The organism is Pseudoflavonifractor sp. AF19-9AC (assembly GCF_003478995.1).
GTDB lineage: Bacteria > Bacillota > Clostridia > Oscillospirales > Oscillospiraceae > Lawsonibacter.
On record NZ_QUGI01000008.1, the window covers coordinates 1 to 16,610 of the forward strand.

Sequence of the window (16,610 nt, forward strand, 5' to 3'; positions counted from 1 at the left end):
ATGTCTCTTTTTATCCACTTTTCAATTTGCGAAACTTATTCTACCTTATCAAAATGATAAACTAATACAATATATCCGCCGGCGGACAATCAGGCCGGTGCAGAGAAGGAGTGGGAAGCAAATCATGGATATTCAGAAGCTGGCGCAGAGGATTCAGGCGGAGACAGAAAAAATTATTGTGGGCAAAGGAGATCGGATTCGCCTTATTATCATGGCTGTGCTGGCCGATGGTCATGTGCTGCTGGACGATCTGCCGGGTGTGGGCAAGACTACTCTGGTCAAGGCAATCTCTCTTGCGCTGGGCTGCTGCTCCGGGCGTATTCAGTTTGTACCTGATATGCTGCCCAGCGATATCATCGGAATGCGCATCTATAATCAGAAGACCGGAGATTTTGAATTGCGTCAGGGACCGGTTATGACAAACATTCTGCTGGCGGACGAAATTAACCGTGCCATTCCCCGCACCCAATCCGCTCTGCTGGAGGCCATGGAGGAGCGCCAGATCTCCATTGATGGGGAGCGCTTTCCTCTCCCTGCACCATTTCTGGTACTGGCGACCCAGAACCCGGTGGAATCGGAAAGTACCTTCCGTTTGCCCGCTGCCCAGATGGATCGCTTCCTGATCCGCATTAGCATGGGCTATCCAAAACCAGAGGAGGAGCGGGAAATGCTTCGTCGGCTGGGCGACCACATTCCCCTTGAGAAAATTCAGGCGGTGACCTGTGCCGAGGAATTGGTACAGGCTCAGCAGGAAGTGGGTGCCGTCCATGTATCCGACCAGGTGGCGGACTATATTGTGGCCCTGACGGGTGCCACCCGAAGCCATACTCAATTGGCCATGGGCGCCAGCCCCCGGGCCAGCCGGGGACTCTATCGGGCTGCCAAGGTGTGGGCAGCTATGGAGGGTCGGGATTTTGTGACGCCCGACGATGTGAAGACTCTGGCCCACCTGGTGCTGGAGCACCGTCTGGTGCCGGACAGCGGTGCCCGCTTCTCCGGCGTAAGTGCCGGTGCTATTCTGGATGATGTCCTTGCCCGGGTGCCGGCCTCACCCACATTAGGGAAAGCTGTGAGCCATGAGAAGTAAACCGGTTCTGAGCCGCTCCAGCAACCTGGTGACGCTGCCTGCGTTGGTACTCGTCCTGGTACTGTGCGTATTGGCTGCCTTTTTCGGACAGGGCAGAGTGGCAGCGGTTCTGATGTTTCTCTTTCTGCTGGCCCTTGCTTCGCGATGTTGGGCAGCATTGGCGCTGCGCCGCATTTCTGTGTCGGCGTCTAGCCAGAGCAGCGGAGTTTTTCCCGGGGACAAGATTCAAGTGGACATTGAAGTAGAAAACGGGAAATTCCTCCCGTTGGTTTGGCTGGAGCTGTTTTTTCCGCTCTCGCCGGATCTGTGCATGCTTCCCGAGGAGCACCGGAGAGAGCCGGACGAGAATGAGAAATCTGCTTTGGAAGACGAAGGATACAGTACCGAATTGGTGGGAGAAAAACGATTTTCCTTTTTGTTGTGGTATGAGACGGCACAGTGTTCCATGCCCTGGACGGCCAGACGAAGGGGTGTCTATTCCACCACTGGCTGGCGGGTGCGTACCGGAGACGGCTTTGGATTGACACAGGTGGAACAGCCCGTGAGCGAGAGAAACGTGCGCCGGTTTTACATTTATCCCAAGCTCATTAAGGTGCGCCCTGATATCTTTCTGCGCAATCTGTGGAATGCCGATACTGGGGCCAAGGGCATTATGGAGGACGTTACGGTCATTCGATCCACTCGGGATTATCAGACGGCGGATTCCCTCAAGCACATCAACTGGCGGCTTGCGGCTCGGTGTCAGCCTCTTACTGTCAATGTTTATGAGGACATTCTGCCCAGAAGCGTTCACTTCCTCCTTGACGGCGAGAGTTTCAGCGGCCCGGAGCCACACCTGAAGGAACTGGAGGATGCCCTGAGTGTGCTGGCCTCCCTTCTGGTGTGTCTGAGTGCGCTTCAGGTTCGGTGCGGCCTCAGTCTGTGCCGGGGGACGGCCGGGGTCAGCAATTTGTTCTTTGCTGAGACAGAGGAGATGCTGCGAGCTTTGGCGGCCTATCAGCCGCTTCCCCTTCGGCGGGATGATGAGGGGAAAATCACTATGCAGGCCACTGTTTTTGATGAGACCCCCATTTTTGAAGTGGCCCGAAGCGTGGGCAGATTTTATTATATCCTCTGGGATGCTGCCTTATTGGGAAAGAAGTCTCTTCCGTACTGTCTGGGAAGTGCTGGAACCACACTGATCACCGCGGCGGAGGGCAAGCTGCAGGCGGGCGAGTTTGAGGTAATTCCCCTGTCCAGCCTGAAGGAGGGAAGGGAACATGCGTAAATATAATCCCCTCCCGTCTGCTGCACTTCTTTGTTCCAGTGCCTGCGTTCAGTGTACGCTGGTCCATTGCTTCACGCTCAGAAACGGGGGGGCGGGCAGCTACTACCCGGTGATGCTGCTACCCTATGCGCTTTTGCTGTTCGTGGCAGACCGCGGTTTCCTTCGGCGGGAGCGCACCATGCAGGGGTTGGTGCTGGTCAACGGAGGCCTTTGCCTTGCCGCCTGCCTTGCCGCCGTTTTTCTGGGTGGAGTAACCGATTGGATGGGGGGGCTTTGGGCCGTTATTTTTTGTGCGTGGCTGGCAGCCTACGCGGGACGCCTGGCGCAGTCCTCGCCTACCCTTTTTGAACTAATGCTGGTGACGGATCTGTCGTTGGTGACGCTGGCGCTTTTTACCGCCTATCTGTCTGCTACAGGTCTGTCTGTGTCCTGGTGCATCCCTATTGCGGTAGGCTGTGCCTCCTCTATTTTGGGCACCATTGTTTTTCGGTCCGGCGCAAACCTTGGCCCCCGCAGCTGGATGTTCCTGGGAACGATTTTTGCCGGAGTACTTGCTGCGGTGTGGCTGTTGGTTAGTTTTGTGGCGGCTCCTGCGGGGGAAGGCCTGGTGACGCTTTGGAATTGGGCGGTAAAGGCGGGACAGTTTCTGCTGGATCTCCTGTGGAAATTTCTTGTATTTTTGGCATCTCTCTTTCCGGCTGCTGAAAGCGGGAAGCTGCCGCCCCCAGACGTGACCCAAGGCATGGGACAGATGGATGAACAAATTCAAATTGACTCCAGCCTGCCCCTCATTCTCTTGATAATCCTGGCAGTGGGAGTCCTGATAGTGGTTTTCCTGCTACTGAGGGCCCTGGGACGCATTCGTCTGGCAAGGGTGCGGGCAGAAAAACGGCCAGAGGCCGTTCGACATCGGATTTCCCTGCTGACAGCTCTGCGCCGGCTGCTGGCTGGTTGGGGGCAGTGGGTATCCAGACGGATGTGGCTATGGAAGAACCGGGATACCGCTATGGGGCTCTACTTCCTGCTGGTCCAGCGCAGCGGGCCTACTCCGTGGCATAAGCTGCAGGGCGAGACACCGCGGGAGTTTCTCGGCCGACTTCGGGACAGAGCTGCCGGAGATCCGGAACTGATTCAGGCACTGGAAAGCCTGATTCCGGCCGTTGACCAGGCACTGTTTGCGCCGTACACAGGAGAAGAGCTGTTCCCCAAGGCAGCCTTTGTCCGCCGTCGCCTGGGGACAGCGGTGTATCGCGGTATGGTGCGGGATGCAGGCTCCAACCTGCGCCTGAGATTGCGTGGTCTGAGCAGCGCTCGCGCGCAGCACTAGAGCAAAACCAGATTTTGCGGAAAGGAGCAGAGTATGAAAGTAGGGATTATACGTTGTCAGCAGACGGAAGATTACTGCCCCGGGACAACGGATTTTTACATGATTCGGGAGAAGAAAGGCGCGTTTGAAGGCGTTGAGGAGGACATTGAACTGGTGGGGTTCATCAATTGCGGCGGCTGCCCGGCTAAGAAAGCCGTGCTCAGAGCGCGGGAGCTGGTCAGACGAGGTGCCGATACCATAGCCTTCGCAAGCTGCATTCAAAAGGGAACGCCCATAGGCTATCCGTGTCCCTTTGCAAAGAAAATGAAAGAGCTGATTGCCAAGGACCTGGGCGATCGTGTGAAATTTTTGGACTATACACATTGAAAATAAGACTCCAACACCAGAAATGACCGCGCGGGAACATGAATATGTTTGCCTGTGCTGGAAGTGCTGCTCTGGAAGGGACAATAAAACGGAAGAAAAGCTGCCTGACACGACTGGTTGGGCGGCTTTTCTTCTTGCAGAATGGGAGAAAACGTGGTATTCTAGCCTGGATTTCCGCATAAGCCAACGGAAAGGAGGTGTCTTGAACATCAAAACACGGGAATATCAATATGACAATCTGCGCTTTTTGCTGATTGCTCTGGTGGTGCTGGGGCACCTGCTGGAGATTGCGGGGGAATTTCCCCACCGGGAGCTTCTTTACGAGCTCATCTACTCCTTTCATATGCCCGCTTTTTTGTTCCTCAGCGGGATGTTTGCCCGGTTTGACCGAATCAAGTGGATCTTTGGCATGGCAGTGCCTTATCTGCTGTTTCAGTGGATTTATACCTCTTTTGTGGAAAAGCTGGGGGATCCCTACGTCCATGTGCAGTTTTCAAGGCCCTATTGGATTTTGTGGTATCTCTTTGTCCTGGCGATCTATACACTGCTGCTGCCAATATACGATGTTCCGTCTCCTGCAGGCCGGGGGCTGATGGTAGCTGTCTCGGTGGTGCTGGCGCTGCTGGTGGGCTTTGATCAGAGCATCGACTACCAGTGGAGCGCATCCCGGATTGTGGCGTTCCAGCCTTGGTTCCTGTTGGGCTATTATTTCAGACGGGCGGACGGCCTTCGGGTCCGCTGGGAAGGAGCGGGACGGACCTTCAAGGGAATTGTCCTGAGTCTGGCGGCGGTCTGCGTGGTGGTTTTGGAGCGGCTGCTGTTTCAGCGGGGGATTACCGCAAAGATGATGCTGGGCGCCTACGGGTATGAGAATCTGGGGTACAGCTGGCAGGCACGGGGACTTATTATGTGCTGCGCAGCCTGTACCATCTTTCTCCTGGTTCTGGGGCTGGCGCCCTGCCTCAAGCGCCGGATTCCAGTGGTGACCACCCTGGGAGAAAACACCCTTTCCATCTATCTGTTTCATGGCTTTTTCTTTCACCTGATCCGCCTGAAGTACCCCTGGCTGTTGGAGCGGCCGTGGCAGGTGTTTGCGGTGTGGGCAGGGCTGCTGCTTCTGCTTGGCAACCCGGTAGTGGGCCGGTGCACGGGCTTCTTGTTCGGCGCGGGGTGGTATCGCCGGCTTCCGTGGAGACGGGCAGAGCAAAAAAAGAGTGCAGCAAAGCGGAACGTTCCGACATGAGCAGCATAGGCTGCCAGAACGTCGCAGAAGACAAAACATGAGCGCGCGGACCGGTATGGTCCGTGCGCTCATGCTATTTTTTGGGCTTACATTTCCTGAAAGAAAAACAGAAGATGAATTCAGTGGTTAGCCAGCTGATAGATGGCCAGAATATCCGCCTCGTTCAGCACGCGGAAGGTGCCGATGGTGCGGGTTTGGTAGTAGGTACAGCGGTAGGCCAGTTCCTTCAGCGTGGCCTCTTCCAGCACTCCGCAGCCCAGCTCGGAGAGACAGGTGGGCATCCCCAGGGAGCGGAAGAACTGTTCCGTGGCCTGGATAGCCGCCAGAGCGGCCTCCTGGGGCGTCTTGCCGGAGGCATCCAGCCCCCAGACTCTGGAGCCGAAGCGGACAAAGCGATCGGGGTTAGTGTCCAGACAATAGCGGGCCCAGCTGCCCCAGACGGCGGCCAGGGTGGCACCGTGGGTGGCGTCGAACATGGCGCTGAGCTCATGACCCAGCTGGTGGGGAGCAAAATCCTTGGCTCCGCCCAAACCGGTGAGGCCATTGTGGGACAGGCTGCCCGCCCACATCAGCTCACTCATGGCGTGGAGATCTCCCGGGTGCTCCAGAGCGCGGCGGCCGTTTTGAATGGTGCAGCGCAGCAGGCCCTCCGCCAGCTCATCGGTCAGATTGTTGTCGGTGGCGGGGTTAAAGTAGCGGTCCATGGTGTGCATCATAATGTCCACCACACCGCAGGCAACCTGGTAGGGTGGGAGTGTGAGGGTGAGGGCGGGATTCAGAATGGCGAACCGGGGACGATGCAGATCCGAGCTGAGGCCCCGTTTTTCATGAGTTTCCTCATTGGTGAGAACGGCAGAGTCACTGCACTCGCTGCCGGCGGCCGGGATGGTGAGCACTGCGCCCAGGGGCAGGGAGCGAGTGAGGGGGGCCTTCCTCAGCCAGAACTGCCACACATCGGTCTCCGGGTTGGCGGCTCCGTCGGCCACCGCCTTGGCGGTATCAATGACGCTGCCGCCGCCCACGGCCAGCACAAAGTCGGCACCGAACTCCAGCGCCTGCCGTACGCCCTCTCTGGCCAGAGAGAGGCGGGGGTTGGGCTGCACACCGGACAGGGTCCGGACAGCCAGCCCGGATTCCTTTAGGCTCCCTTCCACCCGGCCCAGAAGCCCGCTGGCCGCGGCGCTTTTGCCGCCGCAGACCAGAAGGACCCGGCCGCAGCCAAGCCCGCGGATCTGTGCTCCAGCCTGAAGCTCCGTGTCTGCGCCGAACAAGATACGAGTGGGAGAATAAAACTCAAATGACTGCATGTAGGTCACCGGTCCTTTTCCAAAATCAGCGCCGCAAGGCGCAGAGAGAGGTCTCTCCTGTTAATAATAAAATGCAGTTTGCCGGAATGCAATGGTTGTTTTAAGTTTTGGTATTTTTCCTTTGACACAGGCGCGGGGCGTGATATAATCAAGAAGCTCCAAGCAACAATATGGATGAAATAATGAGGTGTGGGGATGGAATCCTATACATACTTGCTGTTATTGGCACTGATTTTGTTGTCCACCAAGGTCTTTGGACTGGCAACGGAAAAGATTCATATGCCCCAGGTGGTGGGCGCGCTGCTGGCGGGTATTATTCTGGGCCCCAGCGGCTTTGGCGTACTGGAAAGCACAGACTTTCTGGTGAAGACGGCGGAGATCGGCGTCATCATGCTCATGTTTACCGCCGGCATTGATACCGACCTGGAGGAGGTAAAGAGCACCGGTATCCAGGCTCTGGTCATTGCCGTCGCAGGCGTGACGGTGCCGCTTCTGCTGTGCGGCGGACTCTACTTCTTTTTCTTCATGGACGAGTTCACCTTTTACAATGTGCTGAAGGCGGCCTTTGTGGGCTCGGTGTTCTCTGCCACCTCCGTGTCCATCACGGTGGAGACCCTCAATGAGATGGGAAAGCTGAAGACCAGAACGGGCACCACGCTGCTCAGTGCGGCCCTCATTGATGACATTTTGGGCATCATTGTCCTCTCCATCCTCAGCGGCCTCAGCTCCGGCGGAGACAATCCCCTCATGGTGATGGGGCGCATCGCGCTGTTCTTCGTGTTCACCTTTGTGGTGGGAGCCGTCATCCGCAAGGTGTTTCTCTATGTCTCGGAGGACCACTGGCACAGCCGCCGAGTGGCGGTGTGGGCCCTGGCCTTCTGCCTCATCATGGCCTACTGCGCGGAGGAATTGTTCGGCGTGGCGGACATCACAGGCGCCTATTTTGCCGGCCTGATTCTCTGTAACGTGACCAAGTCCCGGCAGTTTGTGGCCAAGAAATTTACGGTTACCTCCTACATGGTGTTTACCCCCGTGTTTTTTGCCAGCGTGGGCATGAAGACCGACTTAAAGACCATGAACACGGAAATCCTGGTGTTTGCCCTGTTCCTGGTTGTGTTTGCGGTACTCTCTAAAATCGTGGGCTGCGGCCTGGGCGGGAAGCTGTGCCGAATGAGCAACCACCAGTCTCTGGTGGTGGGAATCGGTATGGTGGCCCGCAGCGAGGTCGCCCTGATGGTGGCCCAGAAGGGAATTGCCGCGGGGATGATCGACCCGGTGATTCTGCCGGCCATTGTACTGAGTGTCATTGCCTCCGCCCTGGTGACGCCTGTCCTGTTGAAAACAGTGATTTCCAGAGGTCCGGAGCTGGTATAATCCATAAAAAAGAGCCTGCCGTCGGCAGGCTCTTTTTTATGGATTCAGTTCCTTGGCCCGTTCCTCCAGCCAAGCAGTCAGCTGGGTCAGCCCGTCTTCACTTAAGGGGAAGGAGGCTGTGGTGAGAATTTCACTCAGCTCCTTGGTCAGGGGGCCCCGCCACAGCTCTACATCCAGGCGGGGATCACCCTCCTCTGGCCGGACGGGCCGGATAAAGAATCGGGCCAGCCCCTTGCTGCCGTAAAAGGTGTTGCCGTTTTCCCAAAAGAGAAGGGTGGGAATGAGAATGTCGTTCAATGTAGTCGCTCCTGTTCCGATGCAAAATATAGGGGAGGATCAGTCCTCGGGCTCGGCCCAATTGAGGCTGCGGCCCACGGCTTTGTCCCAGCCACGCAGCAGCTTCTGACGCCGCGGCTCCTCCATCTGGGGGGCATAGCGCTGCTCCACGGTGCGCATGGCCTGAATTTCCTCCAGGTTGTTCCACAGGCCCACCGCCAGCCCGGCCAGATAGGCCGCGCCCAGGGCGGTAGTCTCCCGGATGGCGGGACGGAGCACGGGGCGGTTGAGGATATCGGCCTGGAACTGCATCAGGAAGCGATCCCGGCTGGCGCCGCCGTCGGCGTTGAGGATGGTGAGGGGGATGCCCGTGTCTTTTTCCATGGCCTGCACCAGATCATAGCTCTGGTAGGCAATGGACTCCTGGGCGGCCCGGATGATGTGGTCCCGGGTGGTGCCCCGGGTCAGACCAACCAGAGCGCCCCGGGCATACATATCCCAGTGGGGAGCGCCCAGGCCGGTGAAGGCCGGGACCAGATACACTCCGCCGGTGTCCTTCACCTTGGAGGCGTAATACTCCGCGTCCCGGGACTCGGTAATAAAGCGCAGTTCGTCCCGCAGCCACTGGATGACGGCCCCGCCCACGAAGACGGAGCCCTCCAAAGCATACTGCACCTTGTCTCCAAACCCCACGGCAATGGTGGAGAGAAGACCGTTCTGGCTGCGATATAGCCGTTCCCCGGTGTTCATCAGCAGGAAACAGCCGGTGCCATAGGTATTTTTGGCCTGACCGGGGGCAAAGCAGGTCTGGCCGAAGAGGGCGGCCTGCTGGTCGCCGGCGATGCCCGCAATGGACACATTTACGCCCTGAATGTTGGCGGTGCCATAGACCTGGCTGCACCCAACCACCTGGGGCAGCATTTCCATGGGGATGTCCAGGGCATCACAGATGTGCTTGTCCCAGCATAGGTTCTGGATGTCATAGAGCATGGTGCGGCTGGCGTTGGTATAGTCGGTGACATGCACCGCGCCGCCGGTGAGCTTCCACACCAGCCAAGAGTCCACCGTGCCGAAGAGCAGCTCGCCCCGGCGGGCCCGCTCCCGGGCTCCCTCTACGTGGTCCAGAATCCACTTGAGCTTGGTGGCGGAAAAGTAGGCGTCCACAAGCAGACCGGTGTGCTCCTGAATGTAGTCGGTGAGCTCCCGGTCCTTCTTGAGCTGTTCACACAGGGAGGCGGTGCGCCGGCACTGCCATACGATGGCATTGTAGACTGGGCGGCCGGTGGTCTTGTCCCACACAATAGTGGTCTCCCGCTGGTTGGTGATTCCGATGGCGGCCACTTCCTCCGGAGCAATGCCGGACTGAGCCAAAGCCTCAGTAAGAACCGAGAATTGGCTGGACCAAATCTCCATGGGGTCGTGTTCCACCCAGCCCGGCTGGGGATAGTGCTGAGTAAACTCCCGCTGAGCCAGGCCGATGATGTTCTGGTCCCGGTCAAAGATGATACACCGGCTGCTGGTAGTACCCTGATCCAGGGCAATAACATATCGTTTCATGGGACTCCCTCCCTTTTTTTCTATTATGACAGAAAGCGGGAGCGGTGTAAAGGCCCGGAGAGACACCGGACAATCCTGCGGCATAGAATGGGATGTGGAACATCCACGGTAAATACAAGAACGCGTCATTTCGAAGGAGCGATTATGAAACGATATCATGTTCCCGGCGGAGACGACCGGTGCAGAGAGGGCATCGTGGCATATCTCAATGAGGGGTGCACCCCCTCTCACTGCGATTGCTGTCCGCCGCCCTGCCCCCCGCCGTCCTGCCCACCTTCTCATTGTCCGCCCCCTTGCCCGCCGCCCTGTCCCCCTTGCCCGCCCCCTCCGGGGCCCACAGGTCCGACCGGTCCCCAGGGGATTCCCGGTCCGGACGGCGCCACCGGGCCTACGGGCCCTCAGGGAATCCCGGGTCCAGTGGGTGCAACTGGTCCTGCTGGAGCCACAGGCGCTGTTGGTCCGACCGGCCCCACTGGAGCGACCGGCGCTGCGGGTGCTACTGGCCCGACTGGGGCTACGGGCCCTGCCGGTGCTGCCGGAAAGGACGGAACTGCTGCCACTGTGGAAGTGGGGATGGTCCAGACAGGGGCACCGGGTACAGCGGCTGAGGTAAGTAACGTAGGAACCGCACAAAATGCGATTCTGAACTTTGTGATCCCGGCTGGTTTTACCGGAACCACTGGACCTACTGGCCCGACTGGAGCCACCGGCGCTGCGGGCGCTACTGGCCCCACCGGTCCCACCGGAGCCACTGGCGTTGCGGGCGCTACTGGTCCCACCGGGCCCACTGGAGCAACCGGTGCTGTGGGCGCTACTGGTCCCACCGGGCCCACTGGAGCAACCGGTGCTGTGGGCGCTACTGGTCCCACCGGTCCTACCGGAGCAACTGGTGCTGCGGGTGCTACCGGCCCCACCGGTCCCACCGGAGCCACCGGCGCTGCGGGCGCTACCGGCCAGACCGGGCCCACTGGAGCCACCGGCGCTGCGGGTGCTATCGGTCCAACCGGCCCCACTGGAGCAACCGGTGCTGCGGGTGCCACTGGTCCCACCGGGCCCACCGGAGCAACCGGCGCTGCTGGCGCTACCGGCCCCACAGGTCCCACCGGCGCCACTGGCGCTGCGGGTGCTATCGGTCCAACCGGCCCCACTGGAGCAACTGGTGCTGCGGGTGCCACTGGTCCCACCGGGCCCACCGGAGCAACCGGCGCTGCTGGCGCTACCGGCCCCACAGGTCCCACCGGCGCCACTGGCGCTGCGGGTGCTATCGGTCCAACCGGCCCCACTGGAGCAACTGGTGCTGCGGGTGCCACTGGTCCCACCGGGCCCACCGGAGCAACCGGCGCTGCTGGCGCTACCGGCCCCACAGGTCCCACCGGCGCCACTGGCGCTGCGGGTGCTATCGGTCCAACCGGCCCCACTGGAGCAACTGGTGCTGCGGGTGCCACTGGTCCCACCGGGCCCACCGGAGCAACCGGCGCTGCTGGCGCTACCGGCCCCACAGGTCCCACCGGCGCCACTGGCGCTGCGGGTGCTATCGGTCCAACCGGCCCCACTGGAGCAACTGGTGCTGCGGGTGCCACTGGTCCCACCGGGCCCACCGGAGCAACCGGCGCTGCTGGCGCTACCGGCCCCACAGGTCCCACCGGCGCCACTGGCGCTACCGGCCCCACCGGCCCCACCGGAGCGACCGGTGCTGCGGGTGCTACTGGCCCCACCGGTCCCACCGGAGCCACCGGCGCTGCGGGCGCTACCGGCCCGACCGGGCCCACTGGAGCCACCGGCGCTGCGGGTGCTATCGGCCCAACTGGCCCAACTGGTCCTACTGGACCTGCCGGAGCTGCAGGTGCTACTGGCCCAATTGGCCAAAGCGGAGCCACCGGTGCTGCGGGTGCTACTGGTCCCACTGGCCCCACCGGAGCGACCGGCGCCGCGGGTGCTACTGGTCCAACCGGCCCCACTGGAGCGACCGGTGCTGCGGGTGCTACCGGCCCCACTGGCCCCACCGGAGCGACCGGTGCTGCGGGTGCCACTGGTCCTACCGGCCCCAACGGAGCGACCGGCGCTGCGGGTGCTACCGGTCCAACCGGGCCCACTGGTGCCGCGGGCGCTACCGGCCCCACCGGTCCCACCGGACCCACTGGTGCCGTGGGCGCTACCGGCCCGACCGGACCCACCGGCCCTGCCGGTCCCAGCGGAGAAACGGGAGCTGCCGGAACACCTGCCACTCTGTCTGTGGGCACCGTGACCACAGGCGCACCGGGCACCGATGCCCAAGTGACCAATTCGGGTACCCCCGAAAGTGCCGTGTTTGACTTCACCATTCCCAAGGGGGATACCGGTTCACCTGCGCCTGTGTCTCTGTTGTCTGCCTATTCTACACCGGCTCAGTCCGGCACCAGCGGCGGGGCGTTGCTCTTTGACCAAAACGCGCTTTCCTATGGTACGGACATTAGTCACACACCGGGCAGCAGCACGTTTACAGTGAATCAGCCCGGCGTGTACGAGGTTTCTTTCCACGGCAGTTTTTCTCCCGTCAGTGGGGCAAACTTCCCCCAGAGTGTGGGGGTGTCTCTCGAGGAGAATGGTTCGGTGGTTCCCGGAGCCACGTCTCTGTATATTTTCCACACCTCGTCACAGACAGCGGCTCTGTCCTTCAGTACGCCAGTGTCGGTGGCGTCTGCCCCGGCGCAGCTGCAAGTGGTGGGAGATGGAGGCAATTATCTTTACAGCACCATTGGACTGTCCATCAATCGTCTGGGCGACATTCCGTCCTGAAAATAAGAATGAGTTTCGGACTGGAGTGTCAACCGAAAACGGGGGCCGCCGCAAGACACGGCGGCCCCCCTTTCAAGTAAAAAGCGAGGGAGGAGCAGAACTTGAAGGTCGTTGTTTACGCCATCTGTAAAAATGAGAGCCAATTTGTGGATCGCTGGATGGACTCCATGGAGGAGGCTGACCAGGTGGTGGTGCTGGACACCGGCTCCACCGACGACACCGTGGAGAAGCTGCGGGCCCGGGGGGCGGAAGTAACCGTGGAGCAGATTCACCCCTGGCGCTTTGACACCGCTCGCAATCGCTCCCTGGAACTGGTGCCGGAGGATGCGGACATCTGCGTGTGTACCGATCTGGACGAGGTGTTCCACCCCGGCTGGCGGGCCCATCTGGAGGAGGCCTGGGAGCCCGGAGCGGGTCAGGCCACCTATCGCTACACCTGGTCCTTTAACCCCGACGGATCGGAGGGAGTGGTCTTCTGGTATGAGAAAATCCACGCCCGCCGGGGCTATCGCTGGACCCACCCGGTCCACGAGGTGCTCAGCTGGGTGGGGGAGGGGAAGCCCGGGCCCATGGTGGTGGCGGACGGGGTGCAGCTGGACCACCATCCGGACCCAACCAAGTCCAGAGGGCAATATCTGCCTCTGCTGGAGCTGTCGGTGGCGGAGGACCCGGAGGACGACCGAAACGCCCACTATCTTGGCCGGGAATATATGTTCCACGGCCGGTGGGACGACTGTATCGCCACTTTGAAGCGCCACCTGGCCATGCCAAAGGCGGTCTGGCGGGATGAGCGGGCAGCCTCCATGCGGTATATTGCCAAATCCTATGCTCAGAAGGGAGAGGGGCGGCTGGCCCGGGACTGGTACCTACGGGCGATAGCGGAGGCCCCCCACCTGAGGGAGCCCTATATGGATCTGGCCATGCTCCTCTATGAGCAGGAACAGTGGGAGGGTGTGCTCTACTTTACCGGCTGTGCTTTGGAGATTCAGGAGCGCCCCCGCACCTATATCTGTGAGGCGGCGCCGTGGGGGAGCCTGCCCCACGATCTGCGCGCCATCGCCCTTTACCGCACCGGGCGGAAGGCGGAGGCTCTGGAGGAGGCCAGGCTTGCCCTCAGTCTGGAGCCGGGAAATGAGCGCCTCCGCGGCAACGTGGCCCTGCTGGAACAGGAAACGGCGGGCCAGACCCAATAGGTCCGGCCCGCCGTGGGCGTTAAACATTAAAAAGTCCAATCCGTCGGGTCAGTGGAAAATTCCTTGTACTCTGGATACTCCAACGTCCCATTCTGAACCACAAAGCCGAAATCCGGGCACATAAACTGACGGCCATACTGGTCGGTAATGAGGGCAGCAAACTCAATGGTGTCTCCTTCTCCGGCCTCCAGCGTCATTTCCGGCAGCGTGTAGTCGGACCAGTAGCCCACCTCATCAGCGGTAACTGCCTCCACCTGAGCGGAGGAGTTGCTGTGGCCTCCAGTGGGATCCTCGGCCTTTTCCAGCCAGCGCACCAGCTTCCTGTTCCGGAACAGGCCCACCTGGACGCGGGTTACCTCCGACTGTTCCAGGAACGCGTAGACTGCCGGTGTGGAGTTGCTGCTGGAGGAGAAGGTGGCGGTAATGGGGGGGAGAGAGAAACTGCCGTCCTTGTTTTGTTCTAAGCCCCATAGCTCACTCCCTGCCATCAGGGTGACGTCGGGAAAAGAGGCGGTACGCAGACTGGAGAAATTGTCCAGCAGCTGAGTCTGCCGGGTGTCCCCGGTGACGAAGACGGCGGACAGGGTGATGGAGTCGGTGAGAGGACAGGTGAGCCGGGCGGTGAAGGCCTGACCGGAGCCCAGCTGGCCTTCGGCCTCCTGACTGCCCTCCCCATACTCAGCCAGGAAGGTGACGGTCATTCCCTCCACGTAGGTCTTGGGTACCACCCGGAGGTCAAAGGTGACGGTATTGTCCTCCAGGTCCGCCGAGACTGGTTGGGCGGAGTAGTCGGCGGTGAGGCTGTTCTGGGCTTTGAGGATCTCCTCCACCCTTCCCGTGAGGGAGCCGATCTGACCGTGCACGGAACTGGTAATATTCTCAATGGAATAGGACAGGTCGGAATACTGATTCTGGAAGTTGTCCACCTTGGAGTTGATGGTAAACACCGAAGCCACGATGGCGCCGCACATGCCGAACAGGATGCGTACCGACCACTTGTCCCAGGGGGACTTTCCCTTTCCGGTTGTCCCCTTGGATACCAGCTCCTCCACTTGTCGGCGCTGCTCCTCGCTGAGCTCTTTGGACGACTGCTCCTGTTGGTAGCGGCGGAAGATCTCCTCCACCATGCGCAGCTGCTCCTCACTCAGCGGGTCGCTTCCCTGGGCGCTCTCCTCTTCCACCCCCAGCAGCCAGCCCACCGGCACGTTGAACAGGCGGCTTAATGCCACCAGCTTGTCAATTTCGGGCAGGGAGGCGTCCGACTCCCACTTATAGATGGACTGCCGGGAAACACCCAGCCGCTCTCCCAATCCCTCCTGGGACAGCTCCAGCTCCTTCCGCTTGGCGGCGATGCGTTGTCCGGTTGTCATGGGTCATCCCTCCTTGTGGCTTGAGCCTAGCAGATATTGGGATTTCAGGCCACCGCCCGGCGCTTGGCGTTTTGCTAACCGGCGGTTTACATGGGACGAAAACCCTTGGGGGAGAAGCGTTTTGGGGTTTAGTCCACCAGAATGGCGTTGGGGTAGATGCGCTTCATGCGGCTGTCCGGGAAGCGCTCGTCCAGAATCTGGGACAGAGCGGAGGTGGGCGCGTCGGGCTGGTTCTGGCGCTGGACGTAGCGGGCCATGGCCAGGCAGGAGACCAGAATGTTGACGATCATAAAGACGATGAGGACCCAACTGGCCGGCTTGCCCCACCGGACGGGAATTTTCTCAATCCAGCCGGAGAGCCTGGGGTAGATGAGCTTCAGCCATACCACCGAGGCGATGCCCCAGAAGAAGCAGTAGAGTAGGTTGATGCGCCCGCCCAGGTTGAAGGGCAGGTGGCTGTAATCCCAGAACACCGTGCCGAAGACCAGCTCGGTGAACACCGAGCAGATGTACTCGTAGGCGCCGCCCACCACGGTGCCCACCAGGAAGATGTAGCTGTCGCTGCGGTTTCGGTATTTGTAGAGCACGGCGGTGAGAAGCACCGCCCCCAGTCCCCACACAATGGAGAAGGGACCGTAGACCACGCTGCTCCGGCTCATCCACACTCCGGCGGTGACCCGGCAGAAGATGGTCTCAATGATATCGCCCAGGAAGGCACCGATGAAAAAGAGCCACAGTAGCTTATAGAAGCAGCAGCCCTGGGCAAAGACGCCGGTGGACTGGCTCGCCGCCGCCCGGCGCCGGGCGGTGGACTCCTTCAGACGTTCCAGCTCCAGGTTGGGGTAGGCCCGGACCATACGGCGCTGGATGGCCCGGGTGACGGCATTGTCCAGTGCCCGGGTCAGCCGGGCCCACCGCAGGGAGATCTGGTTGGGCTCCTTCAGGCTTCCGTTGAGTTGGAACAGAGCAGCCAGCGAGCTGAACAGGTCGGCGGCCAACAGGCACAGAATTACGATCAGGGTAACACGTCCCACTGTGCGGGGGAGAAGCCCCACCAGGGAGATAAGCAGGGGATTGCCCGCAAAGACGCACACCAGTGCCAGAAGACCCCAGAGCAGAGAGTATTTCAGACAGATGTGGCCCTCAAACTGGAACCGTTCTCCGGAATAGTCCCACCATTTCTGACCAAAAATTTTCTCCAGCAGTACGCCGGTCAGCAGCTCCAGACCGGTGGCCAGGATGGCGCCGAATAGGAAGAGAAAGAAGGGGTCATCCCGCAGTTCCGGTAAAAACAGGGCGAACAGAACGCCGCCCAAGCCGTAGATGGGGGAGAAGGGGGCGTTCAGAAAGCCTCGGTTCAGAAGGTGGCGCTTTTTTGCCGCGGCCAGAGAGGTCTCCAGCAGCCACCCCAGGAAGGAATAGGCCAGGAAAAACCATCCCAGCTGGTACCATGTATAATCCATAAATG

General features: G+C 60.3%; 13 protein-coding genes. 8 read left to right on the forward strand and 5 right to left on the reverse strand.

All coding sequences use genetic code 11. The annotated features are described in order from the left end of the window. Positions 1–124: 124 nt before the first annotated feature. The 5 genes from DWX58_RS12870 (at position 125) to DWX58_RS12890 (ending at position 5,290) form a co-directional block, all read left to right on the forward strand. Complete coding sequence (locus tag DWX58_RS12870) at positions 125–1,087, forward strand: MoxR family ATPase (RefSeq protein ID WP_243093499.1); 963 nt, start codon at positions 125–127, stop codon at positions 1,085–1,087. Further along, the gene (locus tag DWX58_RS12875; protein ID WP_118644441.1) at positions 1,077–2,354 is read left to right on the forward strand and encodes a DUF58 domain-containing protein; all 1,278 of its coding nucleotides are present in this window, start codon (positions 1,077–1,079) and stop codon (positions 2,352–2,354) included. The genes DWX58_RS12870 and DWX58_RS12875 overlap by 11 nt, the downstream gene beginning before the upstream one ends. Continuing rightward, on the forward strand, positions 2,347–3,681 hold the full coding sequence (locus tag DWX58_RS12880) for a hypothetical protein (RefSeq protein WP_118644443.1): 1,335 nt from the start codon (positions 2,347–2,349) through the stop codon (positions 3,679–3,681). The genes DWX58_RS12875 and DWX58_RS12880 overlap by 8 nt, the downstream gene beginning before the upstream one ends. A gap of 33 nt (positions 3,682–3,714) precedes the next feature. Continuing rightward, entirely contained in the window at positions 3,715–4,047 is a 333-nt protein-coding gene (locus DWX58_RS12885; RefSeq protein WP_118644445.1) for a CGGC domain-containing protein, read from the forward strand. A gap of 202 nt (positions 4,048–4,249) precedes the next feature. Then, complete coding sequence (locus tag DWX58_RS12890) at positions 4,250–5,290, forward strand: acyltransferase family protein (protein WP_158579287.1); 1,041 nt, start codon at positions 4,250–4,252, stop codon at positions 5,288–5,290. A 119-nt stretch (positions 5,291–5,409) separates the two neighbouring features. Here the strand turns inward: DWX58_RS12890 and DWX58_RS12895 are convergent, their stop codons facing one another. Continuing rightward, positions 5,410–6,597 carry an iron-containing alcohol dehydrogenase gene (locus DWX58_RS12895; RefSeq protein WP_118644693.1) on the reverse strand — a complete coding sequence of 396 codons (1,188 nt, stop codon included), beginning with the start codon at positions 6,595–6,597 and terminating at the stop codon, positions 5,410–5,412. Positions 6,598–6,792: 195 nt separating this feature from the next. Between DWX58_RS12895 and DWX58_RS12900 the strand changes: the two genes are divergently transcribed. Beyond that, on the forward strand, positions 6,793–7,971 hold the full coding sequence (locus DWX58_RS12900) for a cation:proton antiporter (RefSeq protein ID WP_118644449.1): 1,179 nt from the start codon (positions 6,793–6,795) through the stop codon (positions 7,969–7,971). 36 nt (positions 7,972–8,007) lie between these two features. Here DWX58_RS12900 and DWX58_RS12905 read toward each other — a convergent pair whose 3' ends face one another. Both DWX58_RS12905 and glpK read right to left on the reverse strand, forming a co-directional pair. Beyond that, complete coding sequence (locus tag DWX58_RS12905) at positions 8,008–8,268, reverse strand: hypothetical protein (protein ID WP_118644451.1); 261 nt, start codon at positions 8,266–8,268, stop codon at positions 8,008–8,010. Positions 8,269–8,307: 39 nt separating this feature from the next. After that, on the reverse strand, positions 8,308–9,804 hold the full coding sequence (gene glpK / locus DWX58_RS12910; RefSeq protein WP_118644453.1) for a glycerol kinase GlpK: 1,497 nt from the start codon (positions 9,802–9,804) through the stop codon (positions 8,308–8,310). A gap of 651 nt (positions 9,805–10,455) precedes the next feature. On the opposite strand from glpK, the gene DWX58_RS12915 reads away from it, so the two are divergent. Together DWX58_RS12915 and DWX58_RS12920 are read left to right on the forward strand one after the other, a co-directional pair. Continuing rightward, positions 10,456–12,579, forward strand: coding sequence for a collagen-like protein (locus tag DWX58_RS12915; protein WP_279229870.1), 2,124 nt, complete (start codon positions 10,456–10,458; stop codon positions 12,577–12,579). A 101-nt stretch (positions 12,580–12,680) separates the two neighbouring features. Next, positions 12,681–13,772 (forward strand): glycosyltransferase, encoded by a 1,092-nt coding sequence (locus DWX58_RS12920; protein WP_118644455.1) that lies wholly within the window; start codon positions 12,681–12,683, stop codon positions 13,770–13,772. Between the two features lie 26 nt (positions 13,773–13,798). Here the strand turns inward: DWX58_RS12920 and DWX58_RS12925 are convergent, their stop codons facing one another. Both DWX58_RS12925 and DWX58_RS12930 read right to left on the reverse strand, forming a co-directional pair. After that, positions 13,799–15,142 carry a helix-turn-helix transcriptional regulator gene (locus DWX58_RS12925; protein WP_118644457.1) on the reverse strand — a complete coding sequence of 448 codons (1,344 nt, stop codon included), beginning with the start codon at positions 15,140–15,142 and terminating at the stop codon, positions 13,799–13,801. A 128-nt stretch (positions 15,143–15,270) separates the two neighbouring features. Next, positions 15,271–16,605, reverse strand: a complete 1,335-nt coding sequence (locus tag DWX58_RS12930; protein WP_118644459.1) for a putative ABC transporter permease — start codon at positions 16,603–16,605, stop codon at positions 15,271–15,273. Positions 16,606–16,610: the final 5 nt, after the last annotated feature.